The 26,241-nt window shown below is 52.9% G+C and carries 19 protein-coding genes, 1 tRNA gene and 3 rRNA genes; 10 read left to right on the top strand and 13 right to left on the bottom strand.

All coding sequences use genetic code 11. From position 1 onward, the window contains the following. Positions 1-5: 5 nt before the first annotated feature. The gene (gene typA / locus C3F35_RS11975; RefSeq protein WP_032615418.1) at positions 6-1,829 is read right to left on the bottom strand and encodes a ribosome-dependent GTPase TypA; all 1,824 of its coding nucleotides are present in this window, start codon (positions 1,827-1,829) and stop codon (positions 6-8) included. 389 nt (positions 1,830-2,218) lie between these two features. Between typA and glnA the strand changes: the two genes are divergently transcribed. From glnA to C3F35_RS26665, 4 genes are all read left to right on the top strand, one after another. After that, positions 2,219-3,628, top strand: a complete 1,410-nt coding sequence (gene glnA, locus C3F35_RS11965) for a glutamate--ammonia ligase (RefSeq protein ID WP_032615419.1) — start codon at positions 2,219-2,221, stop codon at positions 3,626-3,628. A gap of 188 nt (positions 3,629-3,816) precedes the next feature. Beyond that, on the top strand, positions 3,817-4,866 hold the full coding sequence (gene glnL, locus C3F35_RS11960; protein ID WP_032615421.1) for a nitrogen regulation protein NR(II): 1,050 nt from the start codon (positions 3,817-3,819) through the stop codon (positions 4,864-4,866). Positions 4,867-4,877: 11 nt separating this feature from the next. Beyond that, entirely contained in the window at positions 4,878-6,290 is a 1,413-nt protein-coding gene (gene glnG, locus C3F35_RS11955) for a nitrogen regulation protein NR(I) (protein ID WP_032615423.1), read from the top strand. 110 nt (positions 6,291-6,400) lie between these two features. Next, complete coding sequence (locus C3F35_RS26665) at positions 6,401-6,523, top strand: YshB family small membrane protein (RefSeq protein ID WP_141242341.1); 123 nt, start codon at positions 6,401-6,403, stop codon at positions 6,521-6,523. 84 nt (positions 6,524-6,607) lie between these two features. Here C3F35_RS26665 and hemN read toward each other — a convergent pair whose 3' ends face one another. After that, a complete protein-coding gene (gene hemN / locus C3F35_RS11950) occupies positions 6,608-7,981 on the bottom strand; it encodes an oxygen-independent coproporphyrinogen III oxidase (RefSeq protein WP_059306926.1) in 1,374 nt (457 codons plus the stop codon). Between the two features lie 188 nt (positions 7,982-8,169). Continuing rightward, entirely contained in the window at positions 8,170-8,685 is a 516-nt protein-coding gene (gene yihI, locus C3F35_RS11940) for a Der GTPase-activating protein YihI (RefSeq protein ID WP_032615429.1), read from the bottom strand. A gap of 581 nt (positions 8,686-9,266) precedes the next feature. Between yihI and yihA the strand changes: the two genes are divergently transcribed. Next, entirely contained in the window at positions 9,267-9,893 is a 627-nt protein-coding gene (gene yihA, locus C3F35_RS11930; protein WP_032615431.1) for a ribosome biogenesis GTP-binding protein YihA/YsxC, read from the top strand. 100 nt (positions 9,894-9,993) lie between these two features. Here yihA and C3F35_RS27365 read toward each other — a convergent pair whose 3' ends face one another. Beyond that, positions 9,994-10,041 carry a spot 42 RNA, inhibition of DNA synthesis gene (locus C3F35_RS27365; protein WP_071892919.1) on the bottom strand — a complete coding sequence of 16 codons (48 nt, stop codon included), beginning with the start codon at positions 10,039-10,041 and terminating at the stop codon, positions 9,994-9,996. 165 nt (positions 10,042-10,206) lie between these two features. Continuing rightward, positions 10,207-12,999, bottom strand: a complete 2,793-nt coding sequence (gene polA / locus C3F35_RS11925) for a DNA polymerase I (protein ID WP_059306925.1) — start codon at positions 12,997-12,999, stop codon at positions 10,207-10,209. Between the two features lie 435 nt (positions 13,000-13,434). On the opposite strand from polA, the gene C3F35_RS11920 reads away from it, so the two are divergent. After that, a complete protein-coding gene (locus C3F35_RS11920; protein WP_103793391.1) occupies positions 13,435-14,343 on the top strand; it encodes an acyltransferase in 909 nt (302 codons plus the stop codon). A 15-nt stretch (positions 14,344-14,358) separates the two neighbouring features. On the opposite strand, the gene dsbA is transcribed toward C3F35_RS11920, so the two are convergent. The 3 genes from dsbA to C3F35_RS11905 form a co-directional block, all read right to left on the bottom strand. After that, positions 14,359-14,982 carry a thiol:disulfide interchange protein DsbA gene (dsbA, locus tag C3F35_RS11915; RefSeq protein ID WP_032615438.1) on the bottom strand — a complete coding sequence of 208 codons (624 nt, stop codon included), beginning with the start codon at positions 14,980-14,982 and terminating at the stop codon, positions 14,359-14,361. 27 nt (positions 14,983-15,009) lie between these two features. Further along, positions 15,010-15,996 (bottom strand): serine/threonine protein kinase, encoded by a 987-nt coding sequence (locus tag C3F35_RS11910; protein ID WP_103793390.1) that lies wholly within the window; start codon positions 15,994-15,996, stop codon positions 15,010-15,012. 75 nt (positions 15,997-16,071) lie between these two features. Further along, positions 16,072-16,341, bottom strand: coding sequence for a YihD family protein (locus C3F35_RS11905; RefSeq protein ID WP_032615442.1), 270 nt, complete (start codon positions 16,339-16,341; stop codon positions 16,072-16,074). A gap of 68 nt (positions 16,342-16,409) precedes the next feature. On the opposite strand from C3F35_RS11905, the gene mobA reads away from it, so the two are divergent. Both mobA and mobB read left to right on the top strand, forming a co-directional pair. After that, positions 16,410-16,994, top strand: a complete 585-nt coding sequence (gene mobA, locus C3F35_RS11900) for a molybdenum cofactor guanylyltransferase MobA (RefSeq protein ID WP_103793389.1) — start codon at positions 16,410-16,412, stop codon at positions 16,992-16,994. After that, complete coding sequence (mobB, locus tag C3F35_RS11895) at positions 16,991-17,494, top strand: molybdopterin-guanine dinucleotide biosynthesis protein MobB (RefSeq protein ID WP_103793388.1); 504 nt, start codon at positions 16,991-16,993, stop codon at positions 17,492-17,494. The genes mobA and mobB overlap by 4 nt, the downstream gene beginning before the upstream one ends. Before the next feature lie 133 nt (positions 17,495-17,627). On the opposite strand, the gene rrf is transcribed toward mobB, so the two are convergent. The 4 genes from rrf to C3F35_RS11875 all read right to left on the bottom strand — a co-directional run bounded on the left by rrf (position 17,628) and on the right by C3F35_RS11875 (position 22,662). Further along, positions 17,628-17,743: ribosomal RNA gene (gene rrf / locus C3F35_RS11890) — 5S ribosomal RNA — on the bottom strand. Positions 17,744-17,836: 93 nt separating this feature from the next. Then, positions 17,837-20,742: ribosomal RNA gene (locus tag C3F35_RS11885) — 23S ribosomal RNA — on the bottom strand. Between the two features lie 218 nt (positions 20,743-20,960). Beyond that, positions 20,961-21,035: transfer RNA gene (locus C3F35_RS11880), tRNA-Glu, on the bottom strand. An 87-nt stretch (positions 21,036-21,122) separates the two neighbouring features. Then, positions 21,123-22,662, bottom strand: a 16S ribosomal RNA gene (locus C3F35_RS11875). Together the 16S, 23S and 5S rRNA genes with 1 tRNA gene alongside form the textbook arrangement of a ribosomal RNA operon. Positions 22,663-23,141: 479 nt before the next feature. Between C3F35_RS11875 and C3F35_RS11865 the strand changes: the two genes are divergently transcribed. Both C3F35_RS11865 and mdtD read left to right on the top strand, forming a co-directional pair. Next, positions 23,142-23,834 (top strand): FadR/GntR family transcriptional regulator, encoded by a 693-nt coding sequence (locus C3F35_RS11865; RefSeq protein ID WP_059306920.1) that lies wholly within the window; start codon positions 23,142-23,144, stop codon positions 23,832-23,834. A 21-nt stretch (positions 23,835-23,855) separates the two neighbouring features. Beyond that, complete coding sequence (gene mdtD, locus C3F35_RS11860) at positions 23,856-25,283, top strand: multidrug transporter subunit MdtD (protein ID WP_103793416.1); 1,428 nt, start codon at positions 23,856-23,858, stop codon at positions 25,281-25,283. Here mdtD and rbsR read toward each other — a convergent pair. Beyond that, positions 25,249-26,241 carry a ribose operon transcriptional repressor RbsR gene (rbsR, locus tag C3F35_RS11855; protein WP_072250849.1) on the bottom strand — a complete coding sequence of 331 codons (993 nt, stop codon included), beginning with the start codon at positions 26,239-26,241 and terminating at the stop codon, positions 25,249-25,251. The two genes, mdtD and rbsR, sit on opposite strands and share 35 nt — an antisense overlap.

Here is a 26,241-nt window from a genome sequence, read left to right as displayed (position 1 = left end):
CCGAATTAGTCTTCTTTCGGGCCGCGCATTGCGCGTTTACGATCGTTCTCAGTCAGGTGACGTTTACGGATACGGATAGAAGTTGGGGTTACTTCTACCAGTTCGTCGTCATCGATGAATTCCAGAGCCTGCTCCAGAGTCATCTTAACCGGTGGAACCAGAACCGTTGCTTCGTCAGTACCGGACGCACGCATGTTGGTCAGTTTCTTACCGGTCAGGCAGTTTACAGTCAGGTCGTTAGAACGGCTGTGAATACCGATGATCTGGCCTTCGTAAACTTCTGCACCGTGACCCAGGAACAGCTTACCGCGGTCCTGCAGGCTGAACAGGGCGAACGCAACTGCTTTACCCTGACCGTTGGAGATCAGAACGCCGTTGTTACGCTGACCAACATCGCCTGGACGCACGTCGTCGTAGTGGCTGAAGGTGGAGTACAGCAGACCCGTACCGGAGGTCATGGTCATGAACTCTGAACGGAAGCCGATCAGACCACGGCTTGGGATCACGTAGTCGAGACGTACGCGGCCTTTGCCATCTGGATTCATGTTTTTCAGGTCGCCTTTACGCTCACCCAGTGCCTGCATCACAGAACCCTGGTGCTGCTCTTCGACGTCCAGCGTTACGTTTTCGAATGGCTCTTGTTTACGGCCATCGATTTCGCGGAAGATAACTTTCGGACGGGAAACCGCCATCTCGAAACCTTCACGACGCATGTTTTCGATCAGAACTGACAGGTGCAGCTCACCACGACCGGAAACACGGAATGCATCAGCGTCTGGCGTTTCTTCAACACGCAGCGCAACGTTGTGCACCAGCTCTTTGTTCAGGCGGTCAAGGATCTGACGAGAGGTAACGAACTTACCTTCTTTACCACAGAACGGAGAGGTGTTGACGTTGAAGAACATAGATACAGTTGGTTCATCAACAGACAGGGCTGGCAGCGCTTCTACCGCTTGCGTGTCGCAAATGGTGTCAGAGATGTTCAGCTCGCCCAGACCGGTGATCGCGATGATGTCGCCAGCTTCAGCGATGTCGCTCTCGATACGCTCCAGACCCAGGTGAGTCAGTACTTTACCAACTTTACCGTTACGGGTTTTACCTTCGCTATCGATGATAGTAACTTGCTGGTTAGGCTTAACTTTACCGCGCTTGATACGACCAATGCCGATTACACCAACGTAGTTGTTGTAGTCGAGCTGAGAGATCTGCATCTGCAGGGTGCCGTCAATATCAACGTTTGGCGCAGGAACACGGTCAACAATCGCCTGGTACAGCGGGGTCATGTCTTCAGCCATGTCTTCGTGGTCCAGACCTGCGATACCGTTCAGCGCAGACGCGTAAACGATAGGGAAGTCCAGCTGCTCGTCAGTTGCGTCGAGGTTTACGAACAGGTCGAAGACCTGATCCACAACCCAGTCAGGACGCGCGCCAGGGCGGTCAACTTTGTTGATAACCACGATTGGCTTCAGACCATGGGCAAATGCCTTCTTGGTTACGAAGCGCGTCTGCGGCATTGGGCCATCCATTGCGTCAACGACCAGCAGCACGGAATCGACCATGGACATTACACGTTCAACTTCACCACCGAAGTCGGCGTGCCCCGGGGTATCAACGATGTTGATACGGTAGTCATTCCATTTGATAGCGGTGTTTTTAGCGAGGATGGTAATCCCACGCTCTTTCTCCAAATCGTTGGAGTCCATCACGCGTTCTTGAGTTTCGGCACGAGAGTCGAACGTACCAGATTGCTGCAGCAGCTTATCAACCAGGGTAGTTTTACCATGGTCAACGTGCGCGATGATGGCGATATTACGCAGATTTTCGATCACAACTTTGCCTCAGGCATTTAGAAATAGCGCGTTATTGTACACGGATTAATCGCACTACAAAACAGGATCACAAACATCCCCCGCAAACAAGTATCGCAGAGATGCTTTGTGATCGCTTTCACGGAGCGGTAAAAGGGCACTTTAACGTAAATTGCACCAATATGGTGCTCAATGTTCACACTGAAGCACTATACTGGTGCAACAAAACCATCATGGTGCAGCCCTTTTGCACTATGGTGCGCATGATAACGCCTTTTTGGGGTGTTTTAAAAGTTGGCACAGATTTCGCTTTATAAAAAATACGGCAACCCGAGGCAACATTGCCTGCCTTATACAGAATTTGAAGACCTCGTTACCACGACGACAATGACCAATCTGGAGAGTTAAGTATGTCCGCTGAACACGTTTTGACGATGCTGAACGAACATGAAGTGAAGTTTGTTGATCTGCGCTTCACCGATACTAAAGGCAAAGAACAGCACGTCACTATTCCTGCTCATCAGGTGAATGCCGAATTCTTTGAAGAAGGCAAAATGTTTGACGGCTCCTCGATTGGTGGCTGGAAAGGTATTAACGAATCTGACATGGTTCTGATGCCTGACGCATCGACTGCGCTCATTGACCCGTTCTTCGAAGAATCTACCCTGATCATCCGTTGCGATATCCTCGAGCCAGGCACTCTGCAGGGCTACGACCGCGACCCACGCTCTATCGCTAAACGCGCTGAAGAGTACCTGCGCTCCACCGGCATCGCAGACACCGTTCTGTTCGGGCCAGAGCCAGAGTTCTTCCTGTTCGACGACATCCGTTTTGGTGCGACCACTTCCGGTTCTCACGTTGCTATCGATGATATCGAAGGCGCATGGAACTCCTCCACCAAATACGAAGGCGGCAACAAAGGTCACCGTCCTGCTGTTAAAGGCGGTTACTTCCCGGTTCCTCCGGTCGATTCTTCACAGGACATCCGTTCTACCATGTGTCTGATCATGGAAGAGATGGGCCTGGTTGTTGAAGCACACCACCATGAAGTTGCAACTGCTGGCCAGAACGAAATCGCCACCCGTTTCAACACCATGACCAAGAAAGCGGACGAAATTCAGATCTACAAATACGTTGTTCACAACGTTGCACACCGTTTCGGTAAAACCGCGACCTTCATGCCAAAACCAATGTTTGGTGACAACGGTTCCGGTATGCACTGCCACATGTCCCTGTCCAAGAACGGTACTAACCTGTTCTCTGGCGACAAATATGCCGGTCTGTCCGAGCAGGCACTGCACTACATCGGTGGCGTCATCAAACACGCTAAAGCGATCAACGCCCTGGCGAACCCAACCACCAACTCCTACAAGCGTCTGGTCCCAGGCTACGAAGCTCCGGTCATGCTGGCGTACTCTGCCCGTAACCGTTCTGCTTCTATCCGTATTCCGGTTGTTGCTTCTCCGAAAGCACGTCGTATCGAAGTGCGCTTCCCGGACCCAGCGGCTAACCCATACCTGTGCTTCGCAGCACTGCTGATGGCGGGTCTTGACGGTATTAAGAACAAGATCCACCCGGGCGAAGCCATGGACAAAAACCTGTACGACCTGCCGCCAGAAGAAGCGAAAGAGATCCCACAGGTTGCCGGTTCTCTGGAAGAAGCACTGAACGCGCTGGATGCAGACCGTGAGTTCCTGACGGCTGGCGGCGTGTTCACTGACGAAGCGATCGATGCTTACATCGCGCTGCGTATGGAAGAGAACGACCGTGTTCGCATGACGCCACACCCGGTTGAGTTCGAACTGTACTACAGCGTTTAATCTTCAATCCCTGTCGCGCGGATTTTTCCGCGCGAGATTGATAGTCGTTTTTTTTGTTGCCGTGGAAACTTTTCAGCCCATCTTCGGATGGGCTTTTTTCTCCACCAACAAGCTGATCTTACGCGCTTTTTACCGCAGAAACGCTATACTGCACTAAAATGGTGCAACCAACTCCAGGAGACTGCTGAATGGCAACTGGCACGCTGCCCGATGCTGGGCAGATCCTCAATTCTCTTATCAACAGCATTTTACTGGTCGACGACGATCTGGCGGTGCATTATGCCAATCCTGCGGCCCAGCAGTTGCTTGCCCAAAGCTCACGCAAACTGTTTGGTGCGCCGCTACCCGAGCTGTTGAGTTATTTCTCCCTGAACATCGGCCTGATGCAGGAGAGCCTGCAGGCGGGACAAGGCTTTACCGATAACGAAGTCACACTGGTGATCGACGGGCGCTCGCATATTCTGTCCCTGACCGCGCAACGGCTGCCGGAAGGCCTGATCCTGCTGGAGATGGCGCCGATGGATAATCAGCGTCGCCTGAGCCAGGAGCAGCTGCAACATGCCCAGCAGATTGCGGCCCGGGACCTGGTGCGCGGCCTCGCCCATGAAATTAAAAATCCGCTCGGTGGCCTGCGCGGCGCGGCGCAACTCTTAACCAAAGCCCTGCCCGATCCGGCGCTGGCGGAATACACCAACGTCATTATTGAACAGGCCGATCGCCTGCGTAATCTGGTGGATCGCCTGTTAGGCCCGCAGCAACCCGGGATGCATGTCACCGAAAGCATTCACAAAGTGGCCGAGCGCGTCGTCAAACTGGTGTCGATGGAGTTGCCGGATAACGTCAGGCTGATTCGGGATTACGATCCCAGCCTGCCGGAACTCCCGCACGACCCCGACCAGATTGAACAGGTCTTGCTGAACATCGTGCGTAATGCTCTGCAGGCCTTAGGCCCGGAAGGCGGCCAGATTGTGCTGCGTACCCGTACGGCATTCCAGCTCACCCTGCATGGCACGCGCTACCGTCTGGCGGCCCGCATCGACGTAGAAGATAACGGCCCGGGCATCCCTTCCCATTTACAGGACACGCTGTTTTACCCGATGGTCAGCGGCCGCGAAGGCGGGACCGGGCTTGGCTTATCGATTGCCCGTAATTTGATAGATCAGCACTCCGGCAAAATTGAATTTACCAGTTGGCCGGGTCATACCGAGTTTTCGGTTTACCTGCCAATCAGGAAATAGAGGGTTAGGTTATGCAACGAGGGATAGTCTGGGTAGTTGATGACGATAGCTCCATCCGCTGGGTGCTTGAACGGGCGCTTACCGGAGCAGGATTAAGCTGCACCGCTTTTGAAAGTGGCGCCGATGTGCTTGATGCACTCACCACCAAAACCCCGGACGTGCTGCTGTCCGATATCCGTATGCCGGGGATGGACGGGCTGGCGCTGTTAAAACAGATCAAGCAGCGGCACCCGATGCTGCCGGTCATCATAATGACCGCGCACTCCGATCTGGATGCGGCCGTCAGCGCCTACCAGCAGGGTGCGTTCGATTACCTGCCAAAACCGTTCGATATTGATGAGGCGGTGGCGCTGGTTGAACGTGCCATCAGCCACTATCAGGAGCAGCAGCAGCCGCGTAATGCCCCGGTATTTGGCCCGACTACCGATATCATTGGCGAAGCGCCCGCGATGCAGGATGTATTTCGCATTATTGGCCGCCTGTCACGCTCCTCCATCAGCGTGCTGATTAACGGCGAATCAGGCACCGGGAAAGAACTGGTCGCGCATGCCCTGCATCGCCACAGCCCGCGAGCCAAAGCGCCGTTTATCGCCCTGAATATGGCCGCGATCCCCAAGGATTTGATTGAGTCCGAGCTGTTTGGTCACGAAAAAGGCGCCTTTACCGGCGCCAACACCATTCGTCAGGGCCGCTTTGAACAGGCCGACGGCGGGACGCTGTTTCTGGATGAGATTGGGGATATGCCGCTCGACGTCCAGACGCGACTGCTGCGCGTGCTGGCGGACGGTCAGTTTTACCGCGTGGGCGGCTATGCGCCGGTTAAGGTCGATGTACGTATCATTGCCGCCACCCACCAGAACCTTGAGCTGCGCGTCCAGGAGGGGAAATTCCGTGAGGACTTATTCCACCGCCTGAACGTTATTCGCGTCCACCTGCCGCCGCTGCGCGAGCGCCGGGAGGATATCCCGCGTCTGGCACGTCATTTCCTGCAGGATGCCGCCCGTGAGCTGGGGGTAGAAGCTAAACTGCTGCACCCGGAAACCGAAGCCGCGTTAACGCGTCTGGCCTGGCCGGGCAACGTGCGTCAGCTGGAAAATACCTGCCGCTGGTTAACGGTGATGGCCGCAGGCCAGGAGGTGTTGATCCAGGATCTGCCGCCTGAGCTTTTCGAAACCCACGTGCCGGAAAGCAGCACAGGTCAGAGCCTGCCCGACAGCTGGGCCACACTGCTGGCGCAATGGGCCGATCGCGCCCTGCGTTCCGGTCATCAAAATCTGCTCTCCGAAGCGCAACCCGAGATGGAACGCACGCTGCTCACCACTGCGCTGCGCCATACCCAGGGCCATAAGCAGGAGGCGGCACGCCTGCTTGGCTGGGGTCGCAATACCCTGACGCGGAAGTTAAAAGAGCTGGGAATGGAGTGATTTTTACCCGCTGTGTAAAGTGCATTAATTAAGCGCAAACTGCCGCTATTTTGCGCTTTACTGTTCCGATGAGTTAAGTATGATCTTGCCGGGAAAATGGGGGGAGCATCATGCTGGAATCAATCGTGACGGTGTTGTCTGGGGGCGTCGAAGCCAGCGCAGCAGTGGGGCATACGCCACAAGCGGCCATTGCGGCAGTGCTGTGTGCGGCGCTGGTTGGGCTGTTTAGCTAGAAAAGTCGGGTGGCGCGAACGCTTAACCGGCCTACGGTTCGATTCTGTAGGCCCGGTAGGCGTTAGCGCCACCGGGCAATACCGTTAAATGACGCGCGAGAACTGCTGTAAGCGCGCTTTCTGACGCAGATAGGCGTCAAAGCACATACAGATATTACGAATCAACAGACGCCCTTTCGGCGTGACCTCAATCGCACTCTCCGTGACATCCACCAGCCCATCTTTCGCCAACGGCGCCAGCAATTTCAGGTCTTCAGCAAAGTAATCATTAAATTGCAGATCCCACTGCGCTTCGACATCACTGAAGTCGAGGCGGAAATTACAGATCAGCGCTTTAATCACGTCCCGGCGAATACAGTCGTCGCGGGTTAAGGCGATGCCGCGCCACAGGGCGTTTCCGGTTGCATCTACCTGTTGATAATAGTGCTTCAGCTCTTTCTGGTTCTGCGCGTAGCAGTCGCCAATCATGCTGATGGCCGAAACGCCCATGCCCAGCAGATCCGTATCGCCCTGGGTGGTGTAACCCTGGAAATTACGATGCAGCACACCTTCGCGCTGGGCGATCGCCAGCTCATCGTCCGGGCGGGCAAAGTGATCCATGCCGATAAACTGGTAGCCGGTCTCGGTCAGAGAGGTGATGGTTTCCTGCAGGATATCCAGCTTTTGCTGGGCAGAAGGCAGGTCCGCATCTTTGATTTTGCGTTGCGCGGCAAACAGCGTCGGCAGATGCGCATAGTTAAAGACGCTCAGGCGATCCGGGTTAAGCTCCGCCACGCGCTTCAGCGTGTAGGCAAAGCTTTCTGGTGTCTGTTTTGGCAGACCATAAATCAGGTCGATATTGGTGGACGTAAAGCCAATCTCCCGCGCGTGATTTAACAGCGCGAAGATGAACGCTTCATCCTGCTCGCGGTTGACCAGGCGCTGGACCTCTTTGTTGAAGTCCTGCACGCCCATACTCAGGCGGTTAAAGCCTTCGCCACGCAGGTGATCGAGCACATCCAGCTCGATTTCGCGCGGATCCACTTCGATGGAGATTTCCGCATCGGCATCGAAACGGAAGTTATTCCGCAGCAAATTCATCAGGCGGCTGATTTGCGCTTTATTCAGGTAGGTCGGCGTACCGCCACCCCAGTGGAGCTGGCTGACATGGCGTCCGGCAAACTGCGGCGCGCGATGGAGGATCTCCTGCTCAAGCGCGTCCAGATACTGATCTGCTTTGTGCTGCTGGCGGGTAACAATTTTATTGCAGCCGCAGAAATAGCAGAGCTTGTGGCAGAACGGGATATGAACATACAGAGAAAGCGGGCGATCGGGGTAACGCGCAACCGCCTGCTGAAAATGGCTATCACCGAAGGCGTCGGAAAATTCCAGCGCGGTTGGATACGAGGTATAACGCGGCCCGGAATAGTTATATTTTTGGATCAGGGCCAGATCCCAGTCGATGGTTGGTACAGACATGTTCACTCCTTCCGATGGTGCCGCGTTCGTTTACGGCGGCCCGTTCTGGCCCCTGTGCGGGCCATGAATCGGGTGCGCAGCCACTTTTGTCGCCGCGACAACCGCCGTAGTTTAACGAATAACCACACCAGATAACATATAACCGGAAGGGTTATAAGCAGGACGATAAAGCCTGCCGGGTGCAAATGTTAGTTTCCACCTTTCAGCAGGCGCATCATGTCTTCCTGCTTCTCTTCTTCTTCCTCTTCTTCTTCGTCGTCGTAAGAGAGACCAAGCTTCTGCATCAGTTCATCGATGCGATCCAGTTTGGCATCAACCCATGATTGCTCTTCAGCATTCAGGGTTTCACCCTCTTCAAGACGTTCCAGCAGCGCATCCAGGCGCTCATCATTCTCCAGCAAATCCAGCTCAGCCTGCGGTGAAAGCATAGGTTTCTCGCTCTTGGGTTTGTGCTGCCTGGTGACCGGGGCATTGGTCACGCCTAATGGAACAGGTGTTTTACTGCCGATACGCGGGTCTTTCTGCTGCTTACTTTTCGCAGACGCACCCGATTCACCGCTGCCGCTTGTGCGACTGCCCGCAGCATGGCCACGATGCTTTTTATCGCGTTTGCGATCGCGCGCTTCCTGATTCAGTTCTTCGCGCGTTTTACGGCGTGCTTTTGCTGGACGTTTAGCGCCTGCAGCGGAGGTCGGTTTTTTCATGTTGTTTTGTCTTTACGTCGTTTTATTCAGTATAGAATTGCGGCGAAATCTAGCAGAAAGCAAGCAAAGAAAAAAGGCGACAGAGCAATCTGTCGCCTTTTTTCCTGACTCATAACGCGTTATGGGTCTGACAATCCCTGTTTGCTGACAACTCACCCTGTTTTTCCGTGAGCAGCTACCGTCCGTGACAGGTCCTTTTCCTTTTTCAAACGCCTCCAGGCGTACGTCTTCCTGACTGTCCTTTGTCTTCGCCTCCTGGCGCTCCTGACCCTCATCCTTGAGTCCGCTTCCTGTTGGCATCCTCGCCGTTGAGCGCTACTTTACGCGGTCCGGTTAAACCTACAACCCACAAAGGCGATTTACGCGCGCTTTTCAGATTAGGACTAAGCGTTAATAGTTTGATTTTAATGGTTATGATTTTTAAAGGCTCTGCGATTTTTCTTAAATCTCCCATAATTTAAAGGGCAGATCTCTTACAAAGTTCATGGTTTTTACTTACAGCCAGACTGCCGATGGGAAAAGCCTTTTCTCTCTGTTCAGGTATAATCCCCCCAACGTTACGAATTTCTGGAGACAACCACGTGACCAACCTGAATTATCACCAGACGCATTTTGTTCTTAGTGCGCCTGATATTCGCCATTTACCCGCCGATGCGGGTCTTGAAGTGGCATTTGCTGGCCGGTCCAACGCGGGGAAATCCAGCGCTCTGAATACCCTGACCAATCAGAAAAGCCTCGCCCGTATCTCTAAAACGCCTGGCCGTACCCAGCTGATTAACCTGTTTGAAGTTGCGCCGGGCAAACGCCTGGTCGACTTACCGGGCTATGGCTACGCCGAAGTCCCGGAAGAGATGAAAATCAAATGGCAGCGCGCCCTGGGTGAATACCTGGAAAAACGCCTGTGCCTGAAAGGTCTGGTCGTGCTGATGGATATTCGTCATCCGCTCAAAGATCTTGATCAGCAGATGATCCACTGGGCCGTCGAAAGCGGGATCGAGGTGCTGGTGCTGTTGACCAAAGCCGACAAGCTGGCAAGCGGCGCGCGTAAAGCGCAGGTGAATATGGTGCGTGAAGCGGTTCTGGCGTTTAACGGCGACATCCAGGTTGAGGCTTTTTCTTCACTGAAGAAACTTGGCGTGGATAAACTGCGTGAAAAACTGGATCGCTGGTACAGTGAGCTGGAACCCGCGACAGAAGCGGAAGAGTGATAATAAGCGCGGCGATGTCCGCGCTTTTTTTTGCGCTGAAACTTTTCTTTGCCGCAATAAAAAACGCCCCAGTCATTACTGACTGGGGCGGCTAAAATATTCAGCCAAATCCGATTACGTGAAGTAAAAGGTCTGAAAGATAGAACATCTTACCTCTGTACCCTACGCGAATAACTCTACCCTTTTTTAGACTATAGACAAAGCACTTTTTGTAGTTTTTTTTCATTCTTTACATAGGTAATTCTAATGATCATCACAAAACGTTCATGGATATGTTGCTTACTTACAAAAAGTGTTCATATTCCAGAAAGAGTTAGTGAGCCTGATCCCAGTTTTCTCCGCTACCCACTTCCACCAGCAACGGCACATCCAGTTTCATGCTGTTTTCCATCAGTTCATGGATCTTTTTCGAGACGGACTCCAGATCGTCTTTGTGCACTTCGAACACCAGTTCATCGTGTACCTGCATGATCATACGAACCCGCGGCTGGTCTTTCTCCAGCCAGGCATCAACGGCGATCATCGCACGTTTAATGATATCTGCCGCCGTTCCTTGCATCGGGGCGTTGATCGCGGCACGCTCGGCACCGGCACGGCGCGCTGCATTGCTTGAGTTGATATCAGGCAAATAGAGACGACGTCCGTCCAGCGTTTCGACATAACCTTTTTCTTTCGCCTTGGCACGGGTGCTCTCCATATATTGCAGCACGCCCGGATAGCGCTCGAAATAGAGATCCATGTACTTCTGCGACTCTTTACGTGGAATATTGAGCTGACGGGAGAGGCCAAATGCGCTCATACCGTAGATCAGACCAAAGTTGATCGCTTTTGCGCTGCGGCGCTGTTCCCCGGTTACACTCTCCAGTGACATCCCAAAGACTTCGGCCGCCGTCGCCCGGTGGATATCCTGCCCTTCAGCAAAGGCGGTCAACAGACCTTTATCCCGGGACAGGTGCGCCATAATACGCAGCTCAATCTGCGAATAGTCAGCGGAGACAATCACGTAGTCCTGCGGCGCAATAAACGCCTGACGGATGCGACGCCCCTCTTCATTACGCACCGGAATGTTTTGCAGGTTCGGATCGGTCGAGGACAGACGCCCGGTGGCTGCCACCGCCTGATGATAAGAGGTATGCACGCGACCCGTTTTCGGGTTGATCATCAACGGCAGCTTATCGGTATAGGTCGATTTCAGCTTTGCCAGCCCACGGTATTGTAGGATCACTTTCGGCAGCGGATAGTCCAGCGCCAGCTCTTCCAGCACCTCTTCAGAGGTTGAAGGTGCACCACCCGGTGTTTTCTTCAGCGGCTTAATGCCCTGCTTTTCAAACAGGATGGTCTGCAGCTGTTTGGTGGACGAGAGGTTAAACGGCTCGCCGGCGATCTCATGCGCTTTTTGCTCAAGCTCGTTCAGGCGCAAGGTGATCTCTTCTGAGTGCTTATGCAGTACTGCCGGATCGATCTTAACGCCGTTGCGCTCAATGCGGGACAGAACCGGCACCAGCGGCATCTCGATATTCTGGAACACGTTCAGCGGCCCGGCGTGTTTTTGCAGCTTTGGCCACATCTTTAAATGCAGTTGCAGCGTGACGTCAGCATCTTCTGCCGCATAGTGTCCCGCCTCTTCCAGAGCAATCTGGTTAAACGTCAGCTGATTTTTGCCCTTGCCCGCGATCTCTTCGAAGGTGACGGTTTTGTGCTTCAACCAGCGATCCGAGAGTGAATCCATATCGTGACGACCGGCAACGCTGTCGAGGATATAGGATTCCAGCATGGTATCGAACGCGATACCCCGCAGTTCAATGCCGTAGTTTTGCAGGATGCCGCGGTCAAACTTCAGGTTTTGCCCCACCTTGAGTGCTTTTTCGTCTTCAAGGATCGGCTTGAGCAGTTCGAGCACCCGCTCACGGCTGATCTGTTCAGGCGCATCCAGGTAGTCGTGGGCGACCGGCACATAGGCGGCAACGCCAGGCTCAGTGGCAAAGGAGAGGCCGACCATATTGGCCGAGACATTATCGAGGCTGTCGGTTTCGGTATCAAAAGCGAACACCGGCGCCTGCTTTAATTTTTCAATCCAGACCTGCAGCTGGGCTTCATCAAGAATAGTTTCGTAATGTTCAGAAGAGAGGACCGTGGCTTCTTCTTCCGGCTCTACTTCCGCATCAATCACCAGCGTCTGTTTTGGCTTAGCCGCCGGTTTTGCCCCTTTCGCCTGCAGCCATTTTCCTGCGTCGAGATCGGTTATCCAGCGTTTGAATTCATACTGTTTAAACAGGCTCAACAGCTCCTCTACGGCAGGTTGCTGCACTTCCAGTTGTTCGCAGGTCAGATCCAGTTCAACGTCGGTTTTAATGGTCGCCAGCTGATAGGAGAGGTACGCGACCTCTTTGTTTTGCTCAAGCTTAGCGGCCATGGTTTTGGCGCCGCGGAAGGTTAACCCAGCAATTTTATCCTGCTCGCTGTACAGCGTATCCAGCCCACCCAGACCTTGCAGCAGCGCCTGGGCCGTCTTCTCGCCCACACCCGGCACGCCCGGAATGTTATCGGAGGAGTCGCCCATCAGCGCGAGGAAGTCGATGATCAGCTCCGGCGGCACGCCATATTTGGTCACCACCTCTTCAGGGCCAAGGATGGTATTGGTCATGGTGTTAATCAGGGTGATCCCTGGCGTGACCAGCTGCGCCATGTCTTTATCGCCGGTACTGATCAATACCGGGCGGCCCATTTTCTCGGCTTCTCGTGCCAGCGTACCGATTACATCGTCTGCTTCCACGCCAGAGACGGCCATTAAAGGCAGACCCATCGCTTTTACCATCTTATGCAGAGGCTCAATCTGCGCGCGCAGATCGTCCGGCATTGGCGGGCGATGGGATTTATAGTGTTCAAACAGCTCATCCCGGAAAGTTTTGCCTTTCGCATCGAATACGACGGCGGCATGGCTCGGCTGATACTGCAAAATCAAACTACGCAGCATGTTCAGCACGCCATACATTGCGCCAGTAGGCTCTCCGGCGCTGTTAGTCAGCGGAGGAAACGCATGATACGCCCGATAAAGATAAGACGAACCGTCGACGAGAATAAGCGGATTTTCGGGGATCTGAACCATAATGTCCGTGCCTTTAAGTAATTTATGGTTAAAGGATGCCACAGAAGGATGAAAACATCAGTTTTTCGCGGTCAATACAGCCAAAGATTTTGCGATCCTGAGGATCGGTCGCAAATTAAATCTGTGGATAAGTTTGTGAATAGTTTCTGCGACCTGGACTAAATGTGCTATCTGTTGATCGCTATGCCAATAATTATTCTTAATAATCAATACATTATTGTTTGATCGCGATCTCATATCTCTGATTGATGACAATTTACTCCATGTGGATATAAGCCACGCCGGATCTGTGCCATAGAATTTTTCTCCGCTGACAGGTAAAACGCTGTTCATACCAGGTTAAAGCCCCATCCTTTTAGCGTTTTCTGGTAAAATCAGCGCCCGGTGTCTGTTTATCAGGCGCATATTATATCTAACCACCTGAAAACACTCATCATGTCTAGACTGCTGGCTGCGATCACGCTTTTGATAAGTATCGCATTAACTATTCTGGTCACCATCGCCTGTTCTGTGCCGATTATCATCGCCGGAATAATTAAACTGCTACTACCGATCCCCGTCGTCTGGCGTGCCGTATCAGGTTTTTGTAATTTCATGATGTACTGCTGGTGTGAAGGCCTGGCAGTACTTTTGTGTCTTAATCCGCATCTGAAATGGGATGTTCAGGGTCTGGAAGGGCTTAACAAGAAAAACTGGTATTTGCTCATCTGTAACCACCATAGCTGGGCCGATATAGTGGTGTTATGCGTGCTGTTCCGCAAACATATCCCCATGAACAAATACTTTCTTAAGCAGCAGCTCGCCTGGGTGCCTTTTATTGGCCTGGCCTGCTGGGCGCTGGATATGCCCTTTATGAAACGCTATTCGCGTAGCTATCTGATTCGTCATCCTGAGCGCCGCGGAAAAGATGTTGAAACCACTCGCCGATCCTGTGAGAAGTTTCGCTCACACCCCACCACAATCGTTAATTTCGTCGAAGGCTCTCGCTTTACCGAAGAGAAGCAGCAGCAAACGCGCTCGCCGTATGCCAACCTGCTGCCACCAAAAGCGGCCGGGATCGCCATGGCGCTTAACGTGCTAGGCAAACAGTTCGACAAATTACTGAACGTCACGCTCTGTTATCCAGAAAACGATAAGACGCCATTTCAGGATATGCTCAGCGGCAAGTTAACCCGGATCGTGGTGCGTATTAATCTGGTGCCTGTGGCGGAGGAATTACACGGGGACTACGTCAGCGATAAGAACTTTAAGCGACGTTTTCAGCTCTGGCTGAATATGTTGTGGAGTGAGAAAGACGCGCTCATAAGCACGATTAAAGGGGAATACAAAAACGCCGGTCATTGACCGGCGTTTTCTTTATTACTTCTTCTCAACCAGATACTTCACGGTATCAGCATATTGCTGGACGAAGATATCCATGCTGCTGGTGTCCATACCCTGCATATTCAGCTGATATTTGCCGTTAACATACATGGCTGGCACGCCGCGCAGCTGCAGGTCAGCAGCAGCTTTTTCCTGCTGAGCTACCAGAGATTTCACAACGAAGCTATTCCAGGCTGCATCGTATTCTTCTCCTTTAATACCGGCATCAACAAAGACTTTGCGGATATCAGCTGTGGTTTGTACGGCCTGTGTTTTCTGAACTGCTTCAAACATTGGCGCAGTAATTTTGTCTTCCACACCCAGCGCCATCGCAACGGCCCATGCCTGAGTCAGGTCTTTGCCCAACGGGCCAAGAAACTCAACATGATACTTGGTCATTTTGGTGCCTTCTGGCAGCTTCTTCTTCACGTTATCGGAAACGTGCAGAACCTGCTCGAACTCATAGCAGTGCGGGCAGTAGAAGGAGAAGAACTCAAGGACCTGAGGCTCTCCGGCTACCGGTTTGTCGAGGGTAATATACTGCTTGCCATCGCTGAACTGTGCAGCCGATGCGCTAAAAGCCAGAATCATACCTGCCAGCGCCAGCCATATTTTTTTCATGATCAAATTTCTCCTGGGTGTGTTCGATTAATACATTGGCGTTAATTGCAAAGGGGGTTCCTGCAGAACCTTTACCTGTTCAGTAAATGTCGATATCTGGTTACGCCAGTAATCTTCCCCGGTAAGCCACGGGAAGTTTCTGGGGAAAGCGGGGTCATCCCAACGCCTGATTAACCAGGAAAGATAATAGACAAAACGCATGGCACGTAAAGGTTCAATTAATGCAATTTCGTCTGAATCAAAGGACAAGAACTCTTCATAGGCTTCAATAATCGTCTCAAGCTGCATTCGCTGCTCGGCTTTATCGCCATTCAGTAGCATCCAGAGATCCTGAATAGCAGGTCCCATCCGCGCATCATCAAGATCGACAAATAACGGCCCATCACGCCAGAGGATATTTCCGGCATGGCAATCGCCGTGCAGACGCAGCGTGGTGACGTTGTTATCCCAGCGCGAAATGACGGCGTTAATTAAGCCATCCGTTGCGGCAAGGAATTGCGCTTTCAGCCCTGAAGGAATGAGCGTGGATGTTTCAAATACCTGACGCGGCTCAAGCAAGTATTCCTGAATGCCGATGGTCGGGCGCGCGGTAAACACGCTTTTCTGTCCTGTCTGATGAATGCGCCCTAAATAACGGGCAACCCACTCCATCTGATCAATGTTGTCGGCTTCAAATTGCCTGCCACCAAGACTTGGAAACACAGCAAAATAAAAGCCCTGGTGCGACAGCAGCGTCTGATTATTGAATTTAAGGGGGGCGGCGACAGGAACATCATCGGCCATCAGGTCGAGTGCAAACTGATGCTCTTCCTGAATTTGTTCAGCTGACCAGCGCTGCGGGCGATAAAATTTCACCACAAAGCGCTGGCGATCCTCATCCTGAAACTGGTAGACGCGGTTCTCATAGCTGTTTAAGGGTGTCAGGCCTGAGTCTACCCGGATGCCCTGTTCAAACAGCGCATCCATAATGGTATCCGGGTGTAAGGTCTGGAAAGTAAAAGCCTGGTCGTTCATCCGATCATCCGGAAATTATACGAATGATTGAGGATATCATTTAACAGCGTTTACGGTGGCGCCTCTTACAAGCTTTTACTCTTTAATTACGCCACGTGCGCGCAGCAAGGCGGTTTTAAAATCTTCTTCATAATCTTTCTGGATGCCCGGGATCACCGCATCTTTGCCGGAATCACGCATTTTCAGGTGATAGATCAGGATGTCATCAGAAAGGTCGGCCAGCTCACCGTCATAACCTGACTCCTGCGCCAGTTTCTGTAAGAATTGCATCAGGTTAAGTTCTGGCTCTTTCTGCCAGGCTGGCTGGAGGAGTTCGATAACTTCGTTCAGACGTTTACATTTCATGGGAATACTCCTTTCATTAAGAGAGACACGTTAGCAGGGTCAATCCCACAAGAAAAGAGGCGATATTAGTGAATCAGTGCCGGGAGATTATTGGGGTTGTTCTGGCGGGTGGCAGAGCGACGCGTATGGGTGGCAAAGATAAGGGGCTTCAATTACTGAACAACAAACCCCTTTGGCGGCATGTCGCTGACAGGCTTGCCGGCCAGGTATCTGCACTCGCCATCAGCGCGAATCGTCATATCGATATTTATCAGCAAAGCGGATATCCCGTTTATCAGGATAGCCTTGCTGATTATCCTGGCCCGTTGGCCGGTATGCTCTCCGTGATGCAGCAATCCCCGGCAGAGTGGTTTCTCTTTTGTTCGTGCGATACCCCTTTTATCCCCCCTTGCCTGGTCGAACGTTTGGTGCAGCAGCGCGGTGATGCCCCTGTAATCTGGGCGCATGACGGCGAGCGCGATCACCCTACTATCGCGTTAATTAACCGATCGTTAGTACCTGATTTACAGGACTACCTGGCCGCAGGAGAGCGGCGAGTAATGTTGTTTATGCGCCCGTCTGGCGGCCATCCGGTTGATTTTAGCGATCTGAAATCTTCTTTCGTGAACGTGAATACCACTGAAGATTTGCAGACCATGCAGGAGAAGAGATGATACCCGTTTTAGCGATTTCCGCCTGGAGCGGTACCGGGAAGACCACTCTGCTGAAGAGACTGATACCTGCGCTTTGCGCCAAAGGTATTCGTCCCGGATTGATTAAGCACACTCATCATAATATGGATGTCGATAAGCCGGGCAAAGACAGTTATGAGCTGCGTAAAGCGGGTGCGGCACAGACGATAGTGGCGAGCAATCAGCGTTGGGCGCTGATGACCGAAACCCCGGATGAAGCGCCATTGGATCTTGCTTATCTGGTCAGTCGAATGGATCACTCAACGCTGGACCTGGTACTGGTTGAGGGGTTTAAGCATGAGGCTGTTGCAAAGATCCTGCTGTTTCGAAGCGATGCAGGACATGATGTTTGCGAGTTAACGCTGGATGAGCATGTGATTGCGGTAGCCAGTGATGTTGCATTGCCGCTGCAGGTACCAGTGCTGGATTTGAATGATGTGGATGGGATTTCGGAGTTTATTATGAGGTGGAGCACGGCCTGATCTATTGGGATTTCGGCTTCGCCTTACCCGGCTTTAAGGTTTTACAGGCGGGGCAGACGCGGTGGCGTCCGGCTGTCCGGCGCCACAACGCAAAAAGCCCATCCGTGAGGATGGGCTTTTTACCTGATTTGATGCCTGGCAGTTCCCTACTCTCGCATGGGGAGACCCCACACTACCATCGGCGCTACGGCGTTTCACTTCTGAGTTCGGCATGGGGTCAGGTGGGACCACCGCGCTACAGCCGCCAGGCAAATTCTGTTTCCGGGCCGCCTCGCGGGCCACCCGGTTAATCCGGTATCAGCTGAAAATTGTCTCAGTCACCGAAAACAGCTTCGGCGTTGTAAGGTTAAGCCTCACGGTTCATTAGTATCGGTTAGCTCAACGCATCGCTGCGCTTACACACCCGACCTATCAACGTCGTCGTCTTCAACGTTCCTTCAGGAGCCTTAAAGGCTCAGGGAGAACTCATCTCGGGGCAAGTTTCGTGCTTAGATGCTTTCAGCACTTATCTTTTCCGCATTTAGCTACCGGGCAGTGCCATTGGCATGACAACCCGAACACCAGTGATGCGTCCACTCCGGTCCTCTCGTACTAGGAGCAGCCCCCCTCAATTCTCCAGCGCCCACGGCAGATAGGGACCGAACTGTCTCACGACGTTCTAAACCCAGCTCGCGTACCACTTTAAACGGCGAACAGCCGTACCCTTGGGACCTACTTCAGCCCCAGGATGTGATGAGCCGACATCGAGGTGCCAAACACCGCCGTCGATATGAACTCTTGGGCGGTATCAGCCTGTTATCCCCGGAGTACCTTTTATCCGTTGAGCGATGGCCCTTCCATACAGAACCACCGGATCACTATGACCTGCTTTCGCACCTGCTCGAGCCGTCACTCTCGCAGTCAAGCTAGCTTATGCCATTGCACTAACCTCCTGATGTCCGACCAGGATTAGCTAACCTTCGTGCTCCTCCGTTACTCTTTAGGAGGAGACCGCCCCAGTCAAACTACCCACCAGACACTGTCCGCAACCCGGGTAACGGGTCCACGTTAGAACACCAGCCATTAAAGGGTGGTATTTCAAGGATGGCTCCACGCAGACTGGCGTCCACGCTTCAAAGCCTCCCACCTATCCTACACATCAAGGACCAGTGTTCAGTGTCAAGCTATAGTAAAGGTTCACGGGGTCTTTCCGTCTTGCCGCGGGTACACTGCATCTTCACAGCGATTTCAATTTCACTGAGTCTCGGGTGGAGACAGCCTGGCCATCATTACGCCATTCGTGCAGGTCGGAACTTACCCGACAAGGAATTTCGCTACCTTAGGACCGTTATAGTTACGGCCGCCGTTTACCGGGGCTTCGATCAAGAGCTTCGCGTTGCCGCTAACCCCATCAATTAACCTTCCGGCACCGGGCAGGCGTCACACCGTATACGTCCACTTTCGTGTTTGCACAGTGCTGTGTTTTTAATAAACAGTTGCAGCCAGCTGGTATCTTCGACTGATTTCAGCTCCACCCGCAGGGGCTTCACCTACATATCAGCGTGCCTTCTCCCGAAGTTACGGCACCATTTTGCCTAGTTCCTTCACCCGAGTTCTCTCAAGCGCCTTGGTATTCTCTACCTGACCACCTGTGTCGGTTTGGGGTACGATTTGATGTTACCTGATGCTTAGAGGCTTTTCCTGGAAGCAGGGCATTTGTTGCTTCAGCACCGTAGTGCCTCGTCATCACACCTCAGCGTTAATAAGGTACCGGATTTACCTGGAACCTCCGCCTACATGCTTAAACCGGGACAACCGTCGCCCGGCCAACATAGCCTTCTCCGTCCCCCCTTCGCAGTAACACCGAGTACAGGAATATTAACCTGTTTCCCATCGACTACGCCTTTCGGCCTCGCCTTAGGGGTCGACTCACCCTGCCCCGATTAACGTTGGACAGGAACCCTTGGTCTTCCGGCGAGCGGGCTTTTCACCCGCTTTATCGTTACTTATGTCAGCATTCGCACTTCTGATACCTCCAGCAACCCTCACAGGTCACCTTCGACGGCTTACAGAACGCTCCCCTACCCAACAACACATAGTGTCGCTGCCGCAGCTTCGGTGCATGGTTTAGCCCCGTTACATCTTCCGCGCAGGCCGACTCGACCAGTGAGCTATTACGCTTTCTTTAAATGATGGCTGCTTCTAAGCCAACATCCTGGCTGTCTGTGCCTTCCCACATCGTTTCCCACTTAACCATGACTTTGGGACCTTAGCTGGCGGTCTGGGTTGTTTCCCTCTTCACGACGGACGTTAGCACCCGCCGTGTGTCTCCCGTGATAACATTCTCCGGTATTCGCAGTTTGCATCGGGTTGGTAAGCCGGGATGGCCCCCTAGCCGAAACAGTGCTCTACCCCCGGAGATGAATTCACGAGGCGCTACCTAAATAGCTTTCGGGGAGAACCAGCTATCTCCCGGTTTGATTGGCCTTTCACCCCCAGCCACAGGTCATCCGCTAATTTTTCAACATTAGTCGGTTCGGTCCTCCAGTTAGTGTTACCCAACCTTCAACCTGCCCATGGCTAGATCACCGGGTTTCGGGTCTATACCCTGCAACTTAACGCCCAGTTAAGACTCGGTTTCCCTTCGGCTCCCCTATACGGTTAACCTTGCTACAGAATATAAGTCGCTGACCCATTATACAAAAGGTACGCAGTCACACCACAAGGGTGCTCCCACTGCTTGTACGTACACGGTTTCAGGTTCTATTTCACTCCCCTCGCCGGGGTTCTTTTCGCCTTTCCCTCACGGTACTGGTTCACTATCGGTCAGTCAGGAGTATTTAGCCTTGGAGGATGGTCCCCCCATATTCAGACAGGATACCACGTGTCCCGCCCTACTCTTCGAGTTCACAGCACATGCATCTTCGTGTACGGGAGTATCACCCTGTACCCTGCGACTTTCCAGACGCTTCCACTGACACACATGCTGATTCAGACTCTGGGCTGCTCCCCGTTCGCTCGCCGCTACTGGGGGAATCTCGGTTGATTTCTTTTCCTCAGGGTACTTAGATGTTTCAGTTCCCCTGGTTCGCTTCGTTAAGCTATGTATTCACTTAACGATAGTGTGACGAGTCACACTGGGTTTCCCCATTCGGAAATCGCCGGTTATAACGGTTCATATCACCTTACCGGCGCTTATCGCAGATTAGCACGTCCTTCATCGCCTCTGACTGCCTAGGCATCCACCGTGTACGCTTGGTCGCTTAACCTCACAACCCGAAGCTGTTTCACTTCATGATTGCGAAATCTGAGACCCGACCACACCTTCATCTGTTCTTATTACGGAGAACAGACACGGTGCGTCGTTTCAATTTTCAGCTTGATCCAGATTTTTAAAGAGCAAATATCTCAAACATGACTCACTATTTTCATAGTTAATCAGCTTTGAGATACTGATTGGTTGTGCCTTTCACTCACACCCAGCAAGTGGCGTCCCCTAGGGGATTCGAACCCCTGTTGCCGCCGTGAAAGGGCGGAGTCCTAACCGCTAGACGAAGGGGACACGATGTGTCACGACTTCGCAGCCGTCTTGCTCGTTACTTTTCATCAGACAATCTGTGTGAGCACTACAAAGGCAGGTTCTTTAAGGTAAGGAGGTGATCCAACCGCAGGTTCCCCTACGGTTACCTTGTTACGACTTCACCCCAGTCATGAATCACAAAGTGGTAAGCGCCCTCCCGAAGGTTAAGCTACCTACTTCTTTTGCAACCCACTCCCATGGTGTGACGGGCGGTGTGTACAAGGCCCGGGAACGTATTCACCGTAGCATTCTGATCTACGATTACTAGCGATTCCGACTTCATGGAGTCGAGTTGCAGACTCCAATCCGGACTACGACGCACTTTATGAGGTCCGCTTGCTCTCGCGAGGTCGCTTCTCTTTGTATGCGCCATTGTAGCACGTGTGTAGCCCTACTCGTAAGGGCCATGATGACTTGACGTCATCCCCACCTTCCTCCAGTTTATCACTGGCAGTCTCCTTTGAGTTCCCGACCGAATCGCTGGCAACAAAGGATAAGGGTTGCGCTCGTTGCGGGACTTAACCCAACATTTCACAACACGAGCTGACGACAGCCATGCAGCACCTGTCTCAGAGTTCCCGAAGGCACCAAAGCATCTCTGCTAAGTTCTCTGGATGTCAAGAGTAGGTAAGGTTCTTCGCGTTGCATCGAATTAAACCACATGCTCCACCGCTTGTGCGGGCCCCCGTCAATTCATTTGAGTTTTAACCTTGCGGCCGTACTCCCCAGGCGGTCGACTTAACGCGTTAGCTCCGGAAGCCACTCCTCAAGGGAACAACCTCCAAGTCGACATCGTTTACGGCATGGACTACCAGGGTATCTAATCCTGTTTGCTCCCCACGCTTTCGCACCTGAGCGTCAGTCTTTGTCCAGGGGGCCGCCTTCGCCACCGGTATTCCTCCAGATCTCTACGCATTTCACCGCTACACCTGGAATTCTACCCCCCTCTACAAGACTCTAGCCTGCCAGTTTCGAATGCAGTTCCCAGGTTGAGCCCGGGGATTTCACATCCGACTTGACAGACCGCCTGCGTGCGCTTTACGCCCAGTAATTCCGATTAACGCTTGCACCCTCCGTATTACCGCGGCTGCTGGCACGGAGTTAGCCGGTGCTTCTTCTGCGGGTAACGTCAATTGCTGCGGTTATTAACCACAACACCTTCCTCCCCGCTGAAAGTACTTTACAACCCGAAGGCCTTCTTCATACACGCGGCATGGCTGCATCAGGCTTGCGCCCATTGTGCAATATTCCCCACTGCTGCCTCCCGTAGGAGTCTGGACCGTGTCTCAGTTCCAGTGTGGCTGGTCATCCTCTCAGACCAGCTAGGGATCGTCGCCTAGGTGAGCCATTACCCCACCTACTAGCTAATCCCATCTGGGCACATCTGATGGCAAGAGGCCCGAAGGTCCCCCTCTTTGGTCTTGCGACGTTATGCGGTATTAGCTACCGTTTCCAGTAGTTATCCCCCTCCATCAGGCAGTTTCCCAGACATTACTCACCCGTCCGCCACTCGTCACCCGAGAGCAAGCTCTCTGTGCTACCGTTCGACTTGCATGTGTTAGGCCTGCCGCCAGCGTTCAATCTGAGCCATGATCAAACTCTTCAATTTAAGTTTGATGCTCGTGAATTAAACTTCGTAATGAATTACGTATGTTCACTCAGAGACTTGGTATTCATTTATTGTCTTTCGACATTAAGAATCCATGTCACTTTGAGTGCCCACACAGATTGTCTGATAAATTGTTAAAGAGCAGTGCAACGCGGCTTTCGCTCACCGTTGCGAGGTCCCGTATATTACGTTTTCCTCATTCAGAGTCAAGCGATTATTTTTGCTTTTCTCTGCCGGCGTTCATCTCTGAAGCCTGCTGTCACGGCGGTTTGTAATCCGTTGTTCCGTGTCAGTGGAGGCGCATTATAGGGAGTTCTTCGGCAGTGACAAGAGTAAATTTAAAAAAAATAACCAACCGTGCTTTTTTTCACCAAAACACCCGTCTTTAAGCCAAAAATTGCGCTAATTGTCGTTTTACCAACCACAACCATCCTGCAGATGGCATACTTACTAGCATTAAGAATCAAGGAATATGCGTTATGCCTTTGAGCGCGCAACAGCTGGCGGCACAAAAGAACCTTTCATATGTGCTGGCAGAAAAACTGGCACAGCGGATCCTGGCTGGTGAATACATGCCAGGTAGCATCCTGCCGGGCGAACTGGAACTTGGTGAGCAGTTTGGCGTGAGCCGAACCGCTGTGCGTGAGGCCGTGAAAACCTTAACAGCGAAAGGGATGGTGCTTCCTCGTCCGCGTATCGGTACACGCGTGATGCCCCAGAGCAACTGGAACTTCCTCGATCAAGAATTGCTCTCCTGGTGGATGACGGAAGATAACTTCCATCAGGTTATCGAGCATTTCCTGGTCATGCGCAGCAGCCTGGAGCCTCAGGCCTGCCTGCTGGCCGCCACGATCGGAACGGCAGAGCAAAAAGCGCGGTTAAATACTTTAATGGATGAGATGGTGCATCTGAAAAAGCACTTTAACCGGGAGCGCTGGATAGAAGTGGATATGGCCTGGCACGAGCATATCTATGAGATGAGCGGTAATCCGTTCCTGACCTCTTTCGCCTCGCTCTTTCATTCTGTCTACCACACTTACTTTACGTCTATAACGCAGGACGAGGTGGTGAAGCTGGATTTACACCAGGCTATCGTTGATGCCATTCAGGACAGCGATGGGCTGCGTGCTATGGCGGCCAGCCAGGCACTGCTTGCCACACCGGCACGATAGCAATAAACAACAGGAATTCGAATGACAGTAAAAAAAGCACGCAGCATGGCGGGTTTGCCATGGATTGCGGCGATGGCTTTCTTTATGCAGGCGCTGGACGCCACCATCCTAAACACCGCCCTTCCGGCGATTGCCGAAAGCCTTAACCGTTCTCCGCTGGCCATGCAGTCAGCCATCATTAGTTATACCCTGACCGTTGCGATGCTGATCCCGGTGAGCGGCTGGCTGGCCGATCGCTTCGGCACACGGCGTGTCTTTATGCTGGCGGTAACGTTATTTACGCTGGGGTCGCTGGCTTGCGCCCTCTCCAGTTCGCTGGGTGAGCTGGTTATCTTCCGGGTGATTCAGGGCGTAGGCGGTGCAATGATGATGCCGGTCGCGCGCCTGGCACTGCTAAGGGCCTATCCGCGCAGCGAACTGTTGCCGGTGCTTAACTTCGTCACTATGCCGGGCCTGGTCGGGCCGATCCTCGGGCCGGTACTGGGGGGCGTTCTGGTTACCTGGGCCAGCTGGCACTGGATATTCCTCATTAATATTCCCATTGGGATCGCCGGTCTTTTCTATGCCCGCAAGTTTATGCCGAACTTCACGACTCCGCGGCGCAAATTCGATATGGGCGGATTCTTCCTGTTTGGCCTGAGCCTGGTGCTGTTTTCCAGCGGTATGGAGCTGTTCGGTGAGAAAGTGGTGGCAACCTGGCTGGCCATCTCCATCATCTTCAGCGGCATTCTTCTTTTTTTTCTTTATATACGTCATGCGCGTCGTCACCCTACGCCGCTGATTTCGCTCTCGCTGTTTAACACACGTACTTTTTCGGTAGGCATTGCCGGAAACATCGCTTCGCGGCTGGGCACAGGCTGTGTTCCTTTCCTTATGCCGCTAATGCTGCAGGTCGGGTTCGGTTATCCGGCGTTGATAGCAGGCTGCATGATGGCGCCTACGGCGGTGGGTTCGATTCTGGCTAAATCCGGGGTGACCCAATTGTTACGACGGCTGGGATACCGCAGAACCCTGGTCGGTGTGACGGTATTTATCGGCGTGATGATTGCGCAATTCTCACTGCAGTCGGCAGCGCTGCCGGTGTGGATGCTGATCCTGCCGCTGTTTGTGCTGGGGATGGCAATGTCCATCCAGTTCACCTCAATGAACACCATTACCCTTGCCGATCTCAGCGATGAGAATGCCAGCGGCGGTAACAGCATGCTGGCAGTCACGCAGCAGCTTTCAATCAGTCTGGGGGTTGCGGTCAGTGCGGCGGTATTGCGCTTTTACGAAGGGTTCGACAGCAACAACACTGTCGAACAATTTCACTCAACCTTTATCACCATGGGTGTGCTGACGGTTGTCTCTGCACTGGTCTTTATGCTGTTAAAACCGAAAGACGGTCAGAACCTCATAAAAGAACGGCACAAACCTAAACCGAGCCCCGTTCCATCAGAACAGGAGTAAGCTGCAGCCGCTGCTGTTGCAGTGCGGGCTGGGCGATACGATGGATCAATACATCAATCGCCAGCTCGCCCAGTTCATCCTTGGGCTGATGAATGGTAGTGAGCGGCGGCGTCATATACTTCGCCAGTTCGATATCGTCATATCCCACCACGGCGATATCGTCCGGGATACGAAGTCCCGCCTGATAAAGCGCCTGATAAGCCCCTACCGCCATTGCATCATTACCGATAAAGACTGCCTGCGGACGCTCTTTCTGCGCCAGTAACGACTGCATCGCCTCGAAACCACCGCTAAATTCAAAGTCACCGGTAATTTGATATCCGTCCGGGACAGGTAGACCGGCGCGCGCCATGGCCACCAGAAAACCTTCCAGACGCAGACGGGCCGGAGTTTTATCCAGCGGGCCGGTAATGCAGGCGATACGGGTATGGCCTTTATCAATCAGATGTTGCGTCGCCATGTCCCCGCCCAGCAGCGAGTTATCCTGAATCAGGTCGCTGGTACCGTCGAACGGTGCCCAGTCCATCATCACCGTAGGAACGGAGGGGTAGCGCTGCATAATCTCGGGTGAGGGTTGATGCGTTTCGGTACACAGCAGTAATAACCCGTCGACACGCTTTTGCATCAGCGTCTCCAGGTTGCGGTTCATGCGCTGTTCGTCGCCTTCGGTATTACAGAGCACCAGGCTGTAGCCGCGCTCAAAGCAGCTGCGCTCCACGCCGCGCACCAGCTCAGAGTAAAAGGGGTTGGTACTGGCGGTAATGAGCATGCCGATGGTGCGGGTCTGGTTAAGTTTCAGACTGCGCGCCAGGGCGGAAGGCGCATAATTGAGGGATTTCACTGCGGCTTCGACCTTCTCCCGGATCGCCTCGCTGACGAAGCGATCCTTATTAATGACATGGGAGACCGTCGAAGTAGAGACGCCCGCCACGCGAGCGACATCTTTCATTGTGGCCAA

Origin of the sequence: Leclercia sp. LSNIH3, from assembly GCF_002935105.1 — a bacterium.
GTDB lineage: Bacteria > Pseudomonadota > Gammaproteobacteria > Enterobacterales > Enterobacteriaceae > Enterobacter > Enterobacter adecarboxylatus.
Note: the sequence above shows the minus strand (reverse complement) of the source record. Positions and strands in the feature narration are given on the sequence as shown.